Here is a 17,683-nt window from a genome sequence, read left to right as displayed (position 1 = left end):
TTCAAGATATGTTATTAGTTCGTTGTGTGCTATCGTTCTAAAAATACAAATTGAAAGCGAATCACAACTGTAAATGATAGAAAGTTGTGTTGATTGAGTTGTGTGCTATCGTTCTAAAAATACAAATTGAAAGCGAATCACAACGTGATCAAACCTACGGTTCGACAGGAAGTAGTTGTGTGCTATCGTTCTAAAAATACAAATTGAAAGCGAATCACAACTGTTTTTGTCATCGTCAGAAACATATATTCGTTGTGTGCTATCGTTCTAAAAATACAAATTGAAAGCGAATCACAACCTTACAAAGTGTAGTCGATTCTTTCTATTTGTTGTGTGCTATCGTTCTAAAAATACAAATTGAAAGCGAATCACAACTGTAACGCATACCAACCGAATGATTTAAAAGTTGTGTGCTATCGTTCTAAAAATACAAATTGAAAGCGAATCACAACTGAAGAATCTTTTAAACATAGATTCACTAAGTTGTGTGCTATCGTTCTAAAAATACAAATTGAAAGCGAATCACAACCAAAGACTTCGCCTTGACCGCCCTTTACAAGTTGTGTGCTATCGTTCTAAAAATACAAATTGAAAGCGAATCACAACACTTATTCTAAAACTTCCATTTGCATTATTGTTGTGTGCTATCGTTCTAAAAATACAAATTGAAAGCGAATCACAACTTGGACATGAGATCTTTCAATTTTCATCTTGTTGTGTGCTATCGTTCTAAAAATACAAATTGAAAGCGAATCACAACCAGCTGACTGAGCTGTCTTCAAATCTGCTTGTTGTGTGCTATCGTTCTAAAAATACAAATTGAAAGCGAATCACAACGCCTTTAGTTCGTCTCTTTTTTTACGCGCTGTTGTGTGCTATCGTTCTAAAAATACAAATTGAAAGCGAATCACAACAATGCGCTTAACGTTTTCGCCCAACTGTGGGTTGTGTGCTATCGTTCTAAAAATACAAATTGAAAGCGAATCACAACGTCTGATTACTCATATCTCTTTCCTAAAAGTTGTGTGCTATCGTTCTAAAAATACAAATTGAAAGCGAATCACAACAATTTGCTCTAACTTATCAACAAGTTCGTCGTTGTGTGCTATCGTTCTAAAAATACAAATTGAAAGCGAATCACAACGTCGAGGTCTCGAATATCTCCATAGCTAGGTTGTGTGCTATCGTTCTAAAAATACAAATTGAAAGCGAATCACAACTGAGATGTCGGTTGGTTGTTTTATGTATGTGTTGTGTGCTATCGTTCTAAAAATACAAATTGAAAGCGAATCACAACGTGGGCTGATTGTGATGTATCTGCAAATCTGTTGTGTGCTATCGTTCTAAAAATACAAATTGAAAGCGAATCACAACACAAGATAGCTATACATACCGATTTGATCTGTTGTGTGCTATCGTTCTAAAAATACAAATTGAAAGCGAATCACAACTATGACATTTTTCGGCTGTCCCTGCCTATCGTTGTGTGCTATCGTTCTAAAAATACAAATTGAAAGCGAATCACAACAAAGAATCTGCATCGCGTATGTTCCACATGTTGTGTGCTATCGTTCTAAAAATACAAATTGAAAGCGAATCACAACACGTACAGTCACCACGGAACAGATCCAACAGTTGTGTGCTATCGTTCTAAAAATACAAATTGAAAGCGAATCACAACAATTTCGAAGTAGGCTTTAAAAAGAGTACTGTTGTGTGCTATCGTTCTAAAAATACAAATTGAAAGCGAATCACAACCGTAATGCTCACCTAACTGTTTATCGTTTCGTTGTGTGCTATCGTTCTAAAAATACAAATTGAAAGCGAATCACAACATTATAGGACCCACTCCACACATAACTGAAGTTGTGTGCTATCGTTCTAAAAATACAAATTGAAAGCGAATCACAACGGAAACCTCTACAGCCAAACAGTCAAAAAAGTTGTGTGCTATCGTTCTAAAAATACAAATTGAAAGCGAATCACAACAGCTACATCAAATGAAATAACTCTACAGGAGTTGTGTGCTATCGTTCTAAAAATACAAATTGAAAGCGAATCACAACCTGAAGGATCTTCAGATTCGAAAAGTGAAAGTTGTGTGCTATCGTTCTAAAAATACAAATTGAAAGCGAATCACAACGCCAACAATACAGCAAATCAATGATCCTTGGTTGTGTGCTATCGTTCTAAAAATACAAATTGAAAGCGAATCACAACAGAAGATTTTGTGCGCCAATGTTTAAGAGGTGTTGTGTGCTATCGTTCTAAAAATACAAATTGAAAGCGAATCACAACGTGTTTTTGATGCTGATGTTGATGTTTGATGTTGTGTGCTATCGTTCTAAAAATACAAATTGAAAGCGAATCACAACGAAATCACGGTGATTTCTTGATTTGATTTTGTTGTGTGCTATCGTTCTAAAAATACAAATTGAAAGCGAATCACAACGTTATCAAGATTGTTTATCGTTGTTTTTAGGTTGTGTGCTATCGTTCTAAAAATACAAATTGAAAGCGAATCACAACTGTAGGTCGGTAAAGATGCTGGTTGCTGTCGTTGTGTGCTATCGTTCTAAAAATACAAATTGAAAGCGAATCACAACATAAGATGTCGATGATGTAAATGAGATTTTGTTGTGTGCTATCGTTCTAAAAATACAAATTGAAAGCGAATCACAACGAAAGCGGTTCGTCGAAACCAATTCAGTTCGTTGTGTGCTATCGTTCTAAAAATACAAATTGAAAGCGAATCACAACTTGTTTAGCACTCTGTTTATGCTGATTTTTGTTGTGTGCTATCGTTCTAAAAATACAAATTGAAAGCGAATCACAACTTGATTTCTATTCTCATTAAACTTATCCACGTTGTGTGCTATCGTTCTAAAAATACAAATTGAAAGCGAATCACAACTGCTGTACCTGTAGCAATCCACGTTCTTAAGTTGTGTGCTATCGTTCTAAAAATACAAATTGAAAGCGAATCACAACAAGTGAAGTCATTATAGCGAAGCGAACGTCGTTGTGTGCTATCGTTCTAAAAATACAAATTGAAAGCGAATCACAACAATTAGCGGTAGATAGAAAATTGTGAAGCAGTTGTGTGCTATCGTTCTAAAAATACAAATTGAAAGCGAATCACAACTTGCTGGTCTAAATCAAAAGCATTAAGAAAGTTGTGTGCTATCGTTCTAAAAATACAAATTGAAAGCGAATCACAACCGTAAAGCAACGAATTGACTTGTTCTTCAGTTGTGTGCTATCGTTCTAAAAATACAAATTGAAAGCGAATCACAACACAAACACAGAAACCAATGAGAGTTAAATTGTTGTGTGCTATCGTTCTAAAAATACAAATTGAAAGCGAATCACAACGTATATTATGTAAATCCTTAACTATAATTGGTTGTGTGCTATCGTTCTAAAAATACAAATTGAAAGCGAATCACAACGGACATGAGTAGTATGTATGTTCTGTTGTTGTTGTGTGCTATCGTTCTAAAAATACAAATTGAAAGCGAATCACAACTAGTTCCGAGTACTGTTCTTTTGTTTTTGTGTTGTGTGCTATCGTTCTAAAAATACAAATTGAAAGCGAATCACAACACAAGTAATACAAAGTTCTATAATTTGAGGGTTGTGTGCTATCGTTCTAAAAATACAAATTGAAAGCGAATCACAACAAGTAAAGTCATCATAGCGAAGCGAACGTCGTTGTGTGCTATCGTTCTAAAAATACAAATTGAAAGCGAATCACAACCTGTGGTATGTGCTGCAATTTTTACTGGAGTTGTGTGCTATCGTTCTAAAAATACAAATTGAAAGCGAATCACAACGTGTCTGATAAAACAGCCTCTTTATTGGTAGTTGTGTGCTATCGTTCTAAAAATACAAATTGAAAGCGAATCACAACACCTAACGGACCAGTTGACCGATTGTTTATGTTGTGTGCTATCGTTCTAAAAATACAAATTGAAAGCGAATCACAACAGTATCAATCAGATGCCTACCTAGAGGCTAGTTGTGTGCTATCGTTCTAAAAATACAAATTGAAAGCGAATCACAACATAGATTAAGTTGTCTATTTCTTTTTTTGGGTTGTGTGCTATCGTTCTAAAAATACAAATTGAAAGCGAACAAATCTATTACAAAATAGTTTCAACGAAAAAGAGGCAAACTTTCGAATGCCTCGTTCAATTATTTTTCAATTATTCCTTAAATCGCCCGCAACCAATAATCGAATTTGGCATTTGCTGTTCCAATTGGAGTTAGTTTGAATGATGGTCTTTCGTATAAACTCATTGTCATTGTCAATTCCATCACTAATTCATCACGTGCGATTAGTAATTTACACGTTTCTCCTTCGCCAATACCAGCAATATAACTTTCCAATGCTGCATTGTCAACACGTTGATTATCGGCAGCTAGAACTTCATCTCCAACGCTTAACCCAGCAGATTCAGCTGAACTTCCAGCACGAATAGATTTCACGATGCAATTTCCTCCTTCCTGCGAAAGTGATGCTCCAAATGATGTTACCGATTTCCCTGTGTATGTTACATCCAAACCAATTTTAGCAAAAACCTCCTGGTAGTTAGGAATCTCTGTACCATTTACATACTTATCGAAGAAATAATCCATGTCTTGACCCAGGAATTTCTCCAATGCATCTTGAAATTCTTGCTCCGTAAATCCACGATTCTTTTTGATGTAAAATTCCTCGTATAAATACTGCATAAAATGATCCAAGCACTTCGAACCATTGAATTTATCGATAATTGTCGCATCCAAATATGCAGCTAAAATTCCACCTCTTGAATAATAAGTCATAGTTGTATTTGCACTGTTTTCATTCGGACGATACCCTTTAATCCAAGCGTCATAACTAGAATGTGCAACAGGCTGAACCCTTGATCCAACAGAGCCCTCCACATAATTCAAAGTACCTTGTAGTTTTCTCAAATATTCTTCTTTGGTATAATATCCAGCTCTCACAAGCAATAATTCATCGTAATACGACGTGAAACCTTCCATTACCCATAACAAGGAGGTATAATTTTCTTCGTCGTAATTAAATGGTCCTAATTGAATTGGACGAATCCGTTTTACATTCCATAAGTGAAAATATTCATGTGCAACTAATGAAAGAAAATCCTTGTACCCATTTCCATAAGTCCAGCGGTTTACACTCAAAACACACGAATTCAAATGCTCTAATCCTCCTTGTCCATTCACCACATTGTGAACGATGAATGTATAATTTTTATTCGGGTTTTTCCCAGCAAAAACATCATTTTCAGCGGTGATAATACGAGACATACCTACTTTCAACTCATCAATATCGTAATTTCCCCCACCATATAAAGCCACACGGTGATTCGTTTCGCCTACTTTAAAGGAAAAAACTTCTTGATTTCCAATTTCAAAAGGAGAGTCAACTAGAATATCGTAATTCGGGAACTGAAATGTTTGTGCCCCTTCTCCATCTTTTTGCACCTCCGCTTTTTCCAAAGGAGTCGTTATTACTTTAAAATCTTTATAAGGCTGTACAGTTATTGTTCCTGGTTTATCTTTGTATCCATCTAAATAACAAAACACACCTGAACTAGATACAAATCCGTGAGTCAAATCCAAAAAGCTTGTTCGAACAGACAATTCAAAGGCATATACTTCGTATTGAACATTCACTTTTTTCGCTTTTCCAGTTGTAATTTTCCATGCATTTTTAGAAGTCTTTCCAACTTTTAATTCTGCTCCCTTTTCATCAAATGCACGAACGAGATTCACATTTTTAGAAAACTCACGAACCAAGTAAGAACCAGGTGCCCAGACTGGCATTTTAACCGTTAATTCGGTCGCTTTGAATTCCGAAATTTCCATTTCAACCTCAAAATAATGGTTCTGAGGCTTTGACATTCCTAAATTGTAATGAATTTTTTGTGCGTTAAGAATTCCGACTATTCCGAGTGATAATAAAAGTAATACTGACTTCATTGTTCTTCAATTTGAGAATAAAGATAGTTTTTTCAAGTTTTAATTCATCATTATCTAACGTGAGTTAACAGGAATTTGATTTTCAGTTTACAGTAGTACAAACTGAAGACCTGACTTTTGCAGTATGAAAAAATCGTTGGTGGTAGTCCTTGGTGGATTTGGATTCGTGTTGTTGGTATTTGCTTCTTTCTCATGGTATTTCAACCAGAGAATTCATGAAAAACAAAGTCTTTTAATTAAACTTGATAATCTTTCCTCACAAATTCAGGAACATAAAGATTGGATGGAAGAAATTACCAATCAACGATTTTGGTACGATTCTGTTGCTAAGAATGAGCAAGAATATCGACGTAAAAACAGCTTTACTCATGAAAATATTCGACTAAAGTTAAACGATATTTTCTCTGAAAGTAATCAAAATCAAGTACTTATAGGTCAAAGTCTCAATAATATTCAACTCATTGAAGACCGTATTTTAAACGATGTAGCAAAAATAGGATTCAAAGAATATGGATACATCGGTAAAATGAGAGAGGTCATCCACAATTTAGAAGAAGAATTCCCTCAGTTTGACCAACAAATATTGAGTTTACGCAGACATGAAAAGGATTACATCATGCGTAATGATGAGAATTATGCCAAATCGCTCCATGCCGAAATCGAACTGTGGAAACTAAGAAAGGATTATCCTGCTCAATTGAATCAGTATTTACAGTATTTTGATTCGGTTCGAAGTCGCATGCAACTCTTGTTTGCAATCCAAAAAAACAATCACTATTCTACTTGGACTGCAAATATGACTACCGTTCAATCCAATTTACGTCAATTGAGAGGTCGAATTATTCAAGAGTCGTACGATTTATCCAATGATTCACTTAAAATTCAATACATCATCTCTGGAATTGCTTTTTTAGCTTTAATTATTGGTAGTATCTACATCATTAGAAACATTAGTGTCCAAGTCAGTAGATTACAAAAAAGTATGAACGACTTTATTGCTTCCAATTACCAATCGGATGAAACTATTACGCACCAATTACCGAAGAATGAAATTGGTCAAATAAGTATTCATTTCCTGAAAATGGCTCGTAAAATCAAATGGGATCTGCATTTATTGGAAGACCGAGTGATGCGAAGAACCATTGCATTGCATGAGAAAAATGTGCAATTGGAAAAACAACATACTGAAATGATGGATAGCTTGCGCTACGCTCAAAAATTGCAAGAATCACTTCTGGTTTCCAGAAAACAATTAGCCCAACATTTCGAACAAGCTCATATCCATTATACTCCCAAAAATTTAGTGGGGGGTGATTTTTATTGGATGAAAAATTTCCGAGAAAATGGAAGCGATAAAATTTTATTTGCACTGGCCGATTGCACTGGACATGGTGTTCCTGGAGCATTGTTGAGCGTACTAGGAATGAATACTTTGGATGAATTATTCGCTGATGGAATTCGAAAACCCAATGAACTTCTTGATTCCTTGCGAAAAACAATTCTTCGAAGAATCAGTTCTAGCGAAGAACAACGGATGGACGGAATGGATATCGCTATTTTTTGTTTCGATAAACGCAGTCGGGAATTACATTTCGCAGGTGCACAGATGCCTTTATGGATTGTTCGAAATTCTGAAGTAATTGAATTGAATGGTGAACGCGTTCCAATAGGATTTACCTATATGAATCATTTGGAATTTAAATCGCAATACCTGACACTTGAAGAAGACGACAAATTAGTTGTTTTCACCGATGGAATCGTGGATCAATTTGGAATGGAATCCAATAAGAAATTTGGAAAGAAGCAACTGCGCTATATCTTATCTCGTTCATTGAACAACCAATCCAGCAGTGTTTTATACAACCGACTCATGAATCAGTTTGCTTTCTGGAAGGGAGAAGGCGAACAAACGGATGACTGCACATTTTTAATTTTGGAACCCAAATTCGTAAAAGTGAGAAACTCGAAATTAGAACTACCTATTTCGAATGGGAAAGTAGAGGTTTAAGAAAATTACTAAATCACATTGAAACATCAATATAATGATTATCAATAACTTAAATATAAATCTGTTCATATCTTTGTGAACACGAGAATTTGCGAATTCGGGAATTTGGAAATTTTCAAATTCGATTAGATTGATACAAATTTTGGATCAAAATGAAATGAGAATGCTTTAGAAGCAATTGGATTTTCAAACAAATCAGGATAATACTTTTGCATTTCGGCATGCATCAGCTTAAAAGGAACATCCTCAAATTCACCATAAAAATGGATGTACTCCATAAACTGAGTATTTTCAACATATGCCTGAAAAAGAGAATCACTCCTTCCATCCCACTCTAACAAAGGAACTCCGCTTAACTTACAAATCCGAGGATCGAAAGCAGGCGTACATTTACTCCATTTTCCTTCAAGCCAAATTCCCACATAGCCATGAAAAACAATTTCATCCCTTTTCAAATAGGATTTTAGTTTTTCTACTCCAATATGATTTTTCACAATACCAAAACCCAATCTGGCTGGGTAACCAAAAAAACGAAAACAAGCAGCCGCCAAAAGTGATTTTTCAACACACCAAGCTCTGTTTTTATTAGCTACAATACTCGCTTTCAAGAATTCTGGTCGCAAATCCAAGTGATATGGATCATATAAAAATGAATCGCGGACAGTTTCATAAATCGCTACTGCCTGTGAAACTGAATCCGGAAAACGCGGAATCGTTTGTATGAAGGCTTGAACTTCTGGGCTAGAAAAGTTCATTTGCTCCGTTTCAACCAAATATTCATTCCATTTTTCCTTGGATAGATACTCATTCATTCTACGAAATTAGTTAAATTCGTTGAGTGACGGATTCAGATAAAAAAAACTCCTTTCGGGAAAATTTTGAGGCTCATTTAGAAAGCCCAATTCCTATTTTAAGTCGATTACGTAACTTAATCTTTGGAAAAGAAACACCTGATGCTTATACACAAGTAAGTTTCTATCTCGGAATCGTTATTTGGCTGATTTTTTTGATTTGGATAATCCTTGGATATGTGGTTCTGACAAATACCGAGTGGATTGAGCAAGAAAAAGGCTTGGATGTGCATTCTTTGATTGAAAGTCGAGGCCAAGCCTTGGGTTTTATTGGAACAGATTTTCAAAGCAGCCTCATTACATTTTACAACATTGCGCTAATTACTTGGACTGGAATATTTATTGGATTAGCTCTTCAGTGGCGAAAAAGAACCTATTTCATATACTTTATATGGATTTCTGGAGGTGTTTATTTACTTTCAATGTGGTTCTTGCTCGGCTTTTCTTATTGGTACAATGACACAACAACTTTCGATAAGATTGCATTCTTTTTATTCATCGGTCACTCGAGTCTTCATTACTATTTCTTAAACCGAGAAGCAAACGGAGATAGCACTAATTTCTTTGGGATTGAGGAAGAAGATTAATAACTAATAATTAAGTTTATTTAATTCTTTTGTTAATTTATCAACTAATTCAATAGGTGAATTTCGTTCATTTGGCATAATGAGTTTTGCTTGCTTGTAAAAATGTACCCGCTGACTCAATAAATCTTCCACAAATGGGTGAAATTCAGCATCGCTTAAATCTTTTAACAAAGGTCGTAAGTCTTTCTCATTTTTTAATCGCTGAATCAATGTCAATAAACTCGTATTCAAATAAATAACTAATCCAAATTGATGCATTAATTCAAGAGCTCCATTAATTGCAGGAAGCCCTCCTCCTAGAGAAACAACAGATGGTTTTAACCCCTTTAATTCAACTAAAAAATTAAGCTCCATATCTCGAAAAGCTTTCTCTCCTTCTCTTGAAAAAATTTCGTCAATCGACTTCCCTTCCGACTTTTCAATTTCTCTATCTGAATCAATAAAGGGCAAGCTCAATCTTTCAGCAAGTAATTCACCAACGGTAGATTTACCGCTTCCCATGAAACCGATTAGGAAGATATGTTGCTTCCCATCTTTGCGTTCTTCCATTCTTTGCGGTTAAAAAATTAATTTGCGTTCCTTTAAATCTTTCAGTGCATTTTCCAATCTCACCAAATCCTCTTCCGTATTAAACACATTGATCGAAAAACGAATATACGCTTGTCCGTTCTGCACCATCACTGGAATTTCAATTTTGAATTCGTTGTAGAGAATGTTCTTCAAGTCAATTGGATTGTCGCATTCTACAGGAATACTTCCCATTTGACCAATAAATTCATCCGTTACTGGAGCCAAAGGTTTAGAACCAACCAACTCACACAATCTTGGAAGCCACTTTTGAACGAGAATCCTACAATCTTCAGCTTCTCCTAACCAATTATTCCATTTCATAAATGCAATGGCCTTCGGAATCGTCAGATAAGCAGAAAAATCGCGCGTTCCATTGAATTGATGATAGTCCAAAAACTGTGATTGACTTGGAAAATCAGATTTATAACCCCAACTCACAACCAACGGATCTAATTGTTTTTGATGTTCCGATTTCACATGTAAAAAGCTTGAACCTTTAGGAGTTAACATCCATTTATGGCAAGCACCTGTATAAAAATCAGCATTTAGCTCTGTGAGATTTAGCGGAATATGTCCTGGAACATGAGCCCCGTCAATAAAAACCAATACTCCTCTTCGCTTCGCTTCCTCGCAAATCTCTTTTACAGGTAAAATTAACCCCGTAGCCGATGTTATTTGTGAAAGAAATACCAATCTCGTTTTATCGCTAAAACCCTTCCAGAAATCGCTTAAAAACGCCTCTTTCGAAGTCAAAGGCAATGAAATGGTTTGTTTGATGTATTTCGCACCTTTCTCTGCGCAATAAAAATCCCAAGTTCTATCGCAAGCACCGTATTCAATATTTGTACTCAACACCTCATCTCCAGCTTTCAAATCCAGAGAACGAGCAACAATATTCACTGCATACGTTGGATTCGGAACATATACCAAGTCATCCGAATCGCAAGTCAAGTATTCTGCCAATCGAACCCGACTCTCTTTCATATATTCAGGACCTTTGTTTACAATAAACTGAACAGGTTCGTACTCCAATTCACGCTGAAAACGCTGATACTCTTCAAAAATCGGCTTTGGACAAGCACCAAAAGAACCAAAATTAAAAAAGGTAATGTCTTCACGAAGCATAAACGCTTCTTTCAGATTGTTGTACAAGATGTTTTCTGATTCTTCCATTGCTAAATAAATCGTGTTCAATAGTTCAATAGTTCAATAGTTCAATAGTTCAATAGTTCAATAGTTCAATAGTTCAATAGTTCAAATAAAAACTTTCCATTTTATCAATTTTAAACCTTTTGAACATTGGAACTTTTGAACCTGTCAGTGTTTCTCCCAAATCTGTACCAATTCTACTAAAGTATCCACCGCCTTCTGCATATCCTGAATACTCACATACTCGTGTCGGCTGTGAATGGCCATTTCTCCAGTGAAAATATTCGGACATGGTAAGCCCATGAAAGACATACGCGAACCATCTGTTCCTCCTCGAATAATTGTTGGTTTTGGAGTGATTCCAGCATTTTCCATTGCTTCGATGGCATAATTGGTAACGAAAGGAACATCTTGAATGATCTCTTTCATATTACGGTATTGCTCCGTCACTTTTGAAGTATAAGTTGCTCCAGGGAATTTGGTGATAGTTTCTTTCAAAATCCCTTCCAAACGTGTTTCATACTCTGAAAGCTTGGCTGTAATGTGATCTCGAATAATAAAACTTACCGTTACTTCTTCCAATCCACCGGTAATAGCTGTTGGATGAACAAAACCTTCTCTATCTCTTGTACTTTCGGGCGACCATTCATCTTTTGGCAATGCATCTACAAATGCACTTGCAACTTTCATGGCATGAACCATTTTTCCTTTTGCGTAACCAGGATGTGCACTCACTCCTGTAATTACAAAAGTCATAGCATCTGCAGAAAAAGATTCGTCTTCAATAGCTCCCAATTCTCCAGAATCCAAGGTATAACCAAAATCAGCACACAGCTTTTCCATGTCCAATTGTTCTACCCCTCTTCCAACTTCTTCATCTGGAGTAAACAGAATACGAATTTTCCCATGAGGAATATCCTTCTTCTTCATCAATTGTTCCGCCAAATCCATGATAATTGCCACTCCTGCTTTGTCATCTGCTCCAAGTAAAGTCAAGCCAGAAGCAGTAATTAAGTCATCACCGATTTTCTCTTTTAAATACGCGTGTTTTTCAGTTGTAATAATTTGAGTCGGATCATCTGGAAGTGTAATCGGCGCACCTGTATAATTGCGGTGAATAATTGGTTTTACGTTTGTTCCTGAACAATCTGGAGCAGTATCCATGTGCGAACAAAAACAAATCGTCGGAATATTCTCTTTTGCCGATGTAGCAGGAATCGTTGCATACACATACCCCCACTGATCCGATTCAGCATCTTCTATTCCCAATGCCTTCAATTCTTTCACTAATAAATGAGAAAGATCTTTTTGTTTCTCACTGGAAGGAAAAGAAGGTGAATTAGGATCTGCAGTAGTATCAATTTGTACATAGCGCACAAAACGTTCTTCTACTGAATATGGAGAGTTTTTCATAGATGTACTATTTTTTTTCATAAAGGTAGAAGTTTTCAGAAAAGCGAAGCCCAAACATACTGAGTTCCTTCACAGCTGAACATAAAAAATCCCCGAAACAACCAAAAGAGTTATATTCGAGGACCATTTTATTCAAAAAAACGAATGATTAATTCGAAGACTTCTCCACCGGTTGGTGATTAATATCATTTCTATGCTGAAGAATTTCCAAGTTCTCATCTACAAAGTATGCACTTCCAAAGCCATTTACATAAGCCCCTTTGATTGTAGTTAATTCAATCATAATAAAATCCTGCATTCCAACTAAAATATCTAAAATCTTTCCATGAGCAGCTTGTAATTTTGAAACTCCTTCTTCCCACTCTGGTGTATCCCTTGCGATTTCTTTTGTAGAAACATCCAATGTCAATCGGTGACGCGCATAAATCTGATTGGTTTCTGATTCATCTTCAACAAACATGGCTGAAACTTTACCAACTTCTTTTAAATTCTTCGTATGACGAGCCATAAACGAAACAAGAATATAGAATTTATTCCCTGATCGTGCAAACGGTGCATAACTAGAAGTAGGATTTCCTTCCGCATCTACTGTTGCAAGAATGATTGATTTACGTGATCCAATAAGTTCATTTACTTTCGGCTCAATTGGTTTTGTTGCTGCTGCGTTGTGTTCTGCTGCCATTTGTATTACTATTTAAGATAATTCATGTCTAAATTGACTATTCACAAAAAACTTCAAATTTTTATTATATAAAAAATATCAGAAGATTGTCAGAGAATTGTCATTGGCGCAAATTTAGCAATCAAATCGCATAAAAAACGAATCAAAAAGTTAAATTAAGTTCATGGTCATCTACATCATTGGAAACCTATTATTTAGAAAAGAAGAACTTTAAATTCTCACTTAATTCCGGTTATTTCCAATCCTCTTCTTATTTTTAGCAAAAATTACTTCATGAAAGCGACACTTAAATTACTATCCGGCCTTGCTTTATTTCTAATAATCACCAGCTGCCAAAGTGCTTCATCAAACTCGTTATCTGCTCTACGGGAAAATCCGTTTCCTGCATTTGAAGAGGTTTATACACAAGTAAATAAACTGATTACCGCACCGGGAAATAATTGTCAATTCAATTTAGCTAAAAAAGCAGATGGATATTACCTGAAGATCGTTTCATGGCAAGAAAACAAATTAAAAGATCCTACATTCCTGAAAGTTTGGGATGCTGAAACAAAAAAATATCTAAAACCGGATTTATCTCCATACATAGATAAACAAGCATACAGCGGTCAAGTTTACGATCAGGGATTAATAGCTTCCAAAAGCTTTGAAACGTCTTACGATATGAACTATTTATTTGGTTACCCGAATTCTACCCATGAACTAATCGAACTACTGAAAGATCAGGAAGATCTTACTTCCCCTGAATTGGAAATGCTGGCAAGAGCTTATTCCGATGAAGCATGCGATTATATTCATCCGAATCAGATGGGAAGCGATATCCTGAAAACAAAAGACCTTCCTGAATTAGGTTATCAGAAACTCCCAAAGAACAGAATCACTTCCTTTATGGAACTCAGCGAAAAAAGTCTGGACTGTTACCGAAAAATTCAGCAAAAAGATCCAACATTCAAACCCTTGGTTTTCGACGATTTGAATCTAAAGATCAATCACGATATTCTTAACTATTACCATACGATGTTATCCGTTCGGGAAAATGAACGTGCAGCGGTTTTTCTAAAACAAGCCAAGTATGGTGAAGAAGCCATTGCATACGCCAAAGAATTATTAATTGATTGTGCCAAAAATGGCGTTCTAATCACAGCAGGCGATTCGGATACATTTCCACTTTGGTATGTTCAGGAAGTACTTGGTTTTCGAAAAGATGTCACGGTGATCAATTATTCACTGCTTCAAACTGCCTGGTATTTCGATTTAATAAAAGGTACAACTTCGGTGAAAACTTCTTTGTCCAAGGAAGAATACCAATTCTATTGCCGAACAGCTTTGATTCTAAATCCTAAAAACGAACCGGTTCTTCCCTATTCGGAATGGATAAAACAGCTGAAGGCGAGTAAAAAGCCACGACAAATCGCTCCAAAAGAACTTTTAGGGTATGAAGATATGCCGCAAGGTGCAAACATGTTGAGTCTTTCAATTCAGGGAGTAAAGCAGGAGCTTTCGGTGAAAAATGGATTTATGCCGGCCGTTGATTTGTGTTTATTGGATTTTATTCACTGCAATCCGGAGCGTGTATTCTACTCTTCAACTCCTTCTATGTTCTATGATTCACCGTTGATGAATTTTTTTGCAAAAAGAAATATGATCTACGAATTGACAGCCGTAACCAGTAATTCTACCTGGGACGATCAATCGTTCAGTTATTTGGAAAAAGCAATCCGTGCGAACAGGGTGAATTTCCAGTCAGATAAAGATCTGATACGAAATATCACTGGTTCGAGATTACTGGACTATTTTTTCAACGATTTAACACTGCAAGATCCATCTCATAAAACCTTTGAGGAATTTAGCAAACAATTGAACCTGAAGGAACGAATTGCTAAAAATGATTACAAGTTTCTGGAAGTTTATTTCCTAGCATTAAGCAAAGTAGATCAAACGAAAGTGAAACAACTACGGGATCAGTATGCAAAAAATGCTCTTGAATTAATCCAATCAATTGACAACCAAAAGATGTGCACAAAAACAGATGCTGAAAAGCTCAGTGCTTTATGCGACATGTATCTTGATCAAAAAATGGAATATGAAGTCGATGGACCTTACGAACAAACAAATCTGCAGAGAAAGGTCTTAAATGCCTTGAAACAAAAACTGGATACTTTGTGTGACAATCCACTAAACAACGAAAATTTGAGCTGGACACTTCGTAATTTGAAGCGGATGAAAAATAAACTGCAATACTATCGATAATTAGAACTTACCGATGTCCACCAGCAAGTTGAATCAACTCTTCTTTTTTGAGAATAAAAATTTTGCGGGTTTGGGTATCGATATACCCGTCTTCTTTCATTTCTTTGAGTAAACGAATCAATGTTTCAGTTGCAGTTCCAACGAAATTGGCCAAATCTTCACGAGATAAATTAATGGGATCTTCTCCATAAATATCTGCTAGAATCATCAAGGAATAAGCTAAGCGTTCGCGAACTGTTTTCTGAGCAAGGTTCGTTATAAAAATTGCGCGCTCGCCCAATTCTTTGGATAATTCCTGAATGAGTGAATTCCGTAAACTAACATTTGTATCCATCATATTCAAAAAATCATCCTTAGATACAAAACAAACGTTGGAATCTTCAAGTGTTGTAGCTGATAATTTATATTGCTCTCCGCTCAGCATGGCTCTAAACCCAATGACTTCACCTGCTTTTGCAATATGCACAATCTGTTCCTTTCCTTCATCACCCAAAGCATAAACCTTCACTTTTCCGTGATTGATACAGAAAACGCCTCTTGGAAAACTTCCTTGGACAAAAATAGTTTGATTCTTTTTATAAAACTGACACGATTTATGGTGGTTCAAATCATGTACTTCATCTGCAGTAAACTGACCAAACAAACTATTTGTTCTAACGGCACAAGCTTCACAGCTCACATGTTTATGCGATTTTTCTACCATAGACTTGTTTTTAGAACAAAAAATTTTAACAAAGGTAGCCAAAATACTCCATTCAAAAAACCTGATCCACATCATTTTTTACACGGATATTAGCTCCTAGTTTTGTGAAAAAAATCATGATCGATTCAAGTCTGATTGCAAAGTATAATGTTCCAGGTCCGAGATATACCTCTTATCCTACTGTTCCCTATTGGAATGTGCAACAATGGGAATCAGAAAAATGGTTGAAATTGATTCAAATGTCTCAGCAGAAGAATGCATCAAAAAACCTTTCGCTCTATATCCATCTACCCTATTGTGATTCACTTTGTACCTTCTGCGGTTGTCACAAACACATCACCAAGAATCACCAAGTAGAAAAAAGATACATCGATGCGGTTTTAAAAGAATGGCAGCTTCTTGCAATATCTTTGGATAAAAACACCCAAATCAATGAACTTCATTTGGGTGGTGGAACCCCCACTTTTTTTGCTGCATCAGAATTGAGCAGATTGATTGAAGGAATTAAGTACATTTTCCCTTTCACTCCAAATTCGGAATTGAGTTTTGAAGCGCATCCTAATTCTACTAGTTTGGAACATTTGCAAACACTTCACCAACAAGGATTTCGCAGAGTTAGTTTTGGAATACAAGATTACGATTCAATCGTGCAACAAGCCATTCACCGAATCCAAACTGTAGATCAAGTTGCTAATTGCCATAAAAATGCTCAAGAGACTGGATTTACTGGAATTTCTCACGATCTCGTTTATGGTTTACCAAAACAAAACCTAGGTGGATTTCAGAAAACTATTCAACAAACTTTGAATTTCAAACCGCAGCGAATTGCCTTGTATTCTTACGCACATGTACCTTGGATAAAAGGAACTGGACAACGCGGATACAACGAAGAAGATCTTCCCGATGCATCTTTAAAACGGCAATTATACGAATTAGCAAAGCAAGCTTTTGTAACTGAAGGATATATAGAAATTGGTATGGATCATTTCGCACTTCCTTCTGACTCACTAGCAATTGCAGCTTCTGAAAAAAAATTACATCGAAATTTTATGGGATATACGACTCAAACTTCCAATTTACTAATTGGACTTGGAATGTCGGCAATTTCAGAATGTGAATTTGGTTTTGCTCAAAATGAAAAATCCGTTTCTAACTACCTTGAATTGATTGAAAAAGGAAAAATGCCTATCACTCGCGGACACGAAATGAGTAAAGGAGATATGGAAATTCGACAACATATATTAAATTTGATGTGTCGTTTTGAAACCCTAATTCCAGAAAATTCTGTTATTAGTAAATTGGAATTAGAACTGCAATTACACGAACTCATTACTGATGACCTTGTTGAAATGAATCAAAATACCGTTCGCATTCTTCCCAAAGGAATTCCCTTTATCAGAAATTGCTGCATGGCATTCGATGCCTATTTGAAAGATCAAAATCCAGTGAAACAATTCAGCATGACAATCTAAAAAT

At 35.9% G+C, this 17,683-nt stretch carries 11 protein-coding genes and 1 CRISPR repeat array (1 of these 12 running past the window's edge); of the genes, 4 read left to right on the top strand and 7 right to left on the bottom strand.

Annotated features, from left to right (window positions below; all coding sequences use genetic code 11):
* A CRISPR array of direct repeats spans nucleotides 1–4,144; the repeat unit is 47 nt; unit sequence GTTGTGTGCTATCGTTCTAAAAATACAAATTGAAAGCGAATCACAAC (it extends 1,287 nt beyond the left edge of the window).
* A 71-nt stretch (nucleotides 4,145–4,215) separates the two neighbouring features.
* Nucleotides 4,216–5,994, bottom strand: a complete 1,779-nt coding sequence (locus FLUTA_RS15700; RefSeq protein ID WP_013687883.1) for a M61 family metallopeptidase — start codon at nucleotides 5,992–5,994, stop codon at nucleotides 4,216–4,218.
* 124 nt (nucleotides 5,995–6,118) lie between these two features.
* Between FLUTA_RS15700 and FLUTA_RS15695 the strand changes: the two genes are divergently transcribed.
* Complete coding sequence (locus tag FLUTA_RS15695; RefSeq protein ID WP_043023878.1) at nucleotides 6,119–8,002, top strand: SpoIIE family protein phosphatase; 1,884 nt, start codon at nucleotides 6,119–6,121, stop codon at nucleotides 8,000–8,002.
* 125 nt (nucleotides 8,003–8,127) lie between these two features.
* Here the strand turns inward: FLUTA_RS15695 and FLUTA_RS15690 are convergent, their stop codons facing one another.
* Nucleotides 8,128–8,814 carry a transglutaminase-like domain-containing protein gene (locus FLUTA_RS15690; RefSeq protein ID WP_013687881.1) on the bottom strand — a complete coding sequence of 229 codons (687 nt, stop codon included), beginning with the start codon at nucleotides 8,812–8,814 and terminating at the stop codon, nucleotides 8,128–8,130.
* A 26-nt stretch (nucleotides 8,815–8,840) separates the two neighbouring features.
* Here FLUTA_RS15690 and FLUTA_RS15685 point away from each other — a divergent pair, with 26 nt between their 5' ends.
* Nucleotides 8,841–9,440, top strand: coding sequence for a hypothetical protein (locus tag FLUTA_RS15685; protein ID WP_013687880.1), 600 nt, complete (start codon nucleotides 8,841–8,843; stop codon nucleotides 9,438–9,440).
* A 3-nt stretch (nucleotides 9,441–9,443) separates the two neighbouring features.
* On the opposite strand, the gene FLUTA_RS15680 is transcribed toward FLUTA_RS15685, so the two are convergent.
* From FLUTA_RS15680 to FLUTA_RS15665, 4 genes are all read right to left on the bottom strand, one after another.
* Nucleotides 9,444–9,989, bottom strand: a complete 546-nt coding sequence (locus FLUTA_RS15680) for a shikimate kinase (protein ID WP_013687879.1) — start codon at nucleotides 9,987–9,989, stop codon at nucleotides 9,444–9,446.
* Nucleotides 9,990–9,998: 9 nt separating this feature from the next.
* Entirely contained in the window at nucleotides 9,999–11,183 is a 1,185-nt protein-coding gene (locus FLUTA_RS15675) for an aminotransferase class V-fold PLP-dependent enzyme (RefSeq protein ID WP_013687878.1), read from the bottom strand.
* Between the two features lie 144 nt (nucleotides 11,184–11,327).
* Nucleotides 11,328–12,593 (bottom strand): peptidase T, encoded by a 1,266-nt coding sequence (pepT, locus tag FLUTA_RS15670; protein WP_218916777.1) that lies wholly within the window; start codon nucleotides 12,591–12,593, stop codon nucleotides 11,328–11,330.
* A gap of 127 nt (nucleotides 12,594–12,720) precedes the next feature.
* Nucleotides 12,721–13,254: a pyridoxamine 5'-phosphate oxidase family protein gene (locus FLUTA_RS15665; protein ID WP_013687876.1), complete on the bottom strand. Its 534-nt coding sequence runs from the start codon at nucleotides 13,252–13,254 to the stop codon at nucleotides 12,721–12,723.
* 273 nt (nucleotides 13,255–13,527) lie between these two features.
* Between FLUTA_RS15665 and FLUTA_RS15660 the strand changes: the two genes are divergently transcribed.
* On the top strand, nucleotides 13,528–15,504 hold the full coding sequence (locus FLUTA_RS15660; RefSeq protein ID WP_013687875.1) for a hypothetical protein: 1,977 nt from the start codon (nucleotides 13,528–13,530) through the stop codon (nucleotides 15,502–15,504).
* A 7-nt stretch (nucleotides 15,505–15,511) separates the two neighbouring features.
* Here FLUTA_RS15660 and FLUTA_RS15655 read toward each other — a convergent pair whose 3' ends face one another.
* Nucleotides 15,512–16,207, bottom strand: coding sequence for a Crp/Fnr family transcriptional regulator (locus FLUTA_RS15655; protein ID WP_013687874.1), 696 nt, complete (start codon nucleotides 16,205–16,207; stop codon nucleotides 15,512–15,514).
* A gap of 116 nt (nucleotides 16,208–16,323) precedes the next feature.
* On the opposite strand from FLUTA_RS15655, the gene hemN reads away from it, so the two are divergent.
* Nucleotides 16,324–17,679, top strand: a complete 1,356-nt coding sequence (gene hemN, locus FLUTA_RS15650) for an oxygen-independent coproporphyrinogen III oxidase (protein ID WP_013687873.1) — start codon at nucleotides 16,324–16,326, stop codon at nucleotides 17,677–17,679.
* The last annotated feature ends 4 nt before the right edge of the window (nucleotides 17,680–17,683 follow it).

The sequence above is a fragment of the Fluviicola taffensis DSM 16823 genome, from assembly GCF_000194605.1.
Taxonomy (GTDB): Bacteria; Bacteroidota; Bacteroidia; order Flavobacteriales_D; family Crocinitomicaceae; genus Fluviicola; species Fluviicola taffensis.
This window is presented reverse-complemented; position numbering and strand designations above follow the sequence as displayed.

Coding starts and splice junctions, on each gene's coding strand:
- FLUTA_RS15660 (WP_013687875.1), top strand. CDS start 13,528: ATGAAAGCGACACTTAAATTACTATCCGGCCTTGCTTTATTTCTAATA.
- pepT (WP_218916777.1), bottom strand. CDS start 12,593: ATGAAAAAAAATAGTACATCTATGAAAAACTCTCCATATTCAGTAGAA.
- FLUTA_RS15690 (WP_013687881.1), bottom strand. CDS start 8,814: ATGAATGAGTATCTATCCAAGGAAAAATGGAATGAATATTTGGTTGAA.
- FLUTA_RS15680 (WP_013687879.1), bottom strand. CDS start 9,989: ATGGAAGAACGCAAAGATGGGAAGCAACATATCTTCCTAATCGGTTTC.
- FLUTA_RS15675 (WP_013687878.1), bottom strand. CDS start 11,183: ATGGAAGAATCAGAAAACATCTTGTACAACAATCTGAAAGAAGCGTTT.
- FLUTA_RS15695 (WP_043023878.1), top strand. CDS start 6,119: ATGAAAAAATCGTTGGTGGTAGTCCTTGGTGGATTTGGATTCGTGTTG.
- FLUTA_RS15700 (WP_013687883.1), bottom strand. CDS start 5,994: ATGAAGTCAGTATTACTTTTATTATCACTCGGAATAGTCGGAATTCTT.
- FLUTA_RS15655 (WP_013687874.1), bottom strand. CDS start 16,207: ATGGTAGAAAAATCGCATAAACATGTGAGCTGTGAAGCTTGTGCCGTT.
- hemN (WP_013687873.1), top strand. CDS start 16,324: ATGATCGATTCAAGTCTGATTGCAAAGTATAATGTTCCAGGTCCGAGA.
- FLUTA_RS15665 (WP_013687876.1), bottom strand. CDS start 13,254: ATGGCAGCAGAACACAACGCAGCAGCAACAAAACCAATTGAGCCGAAA.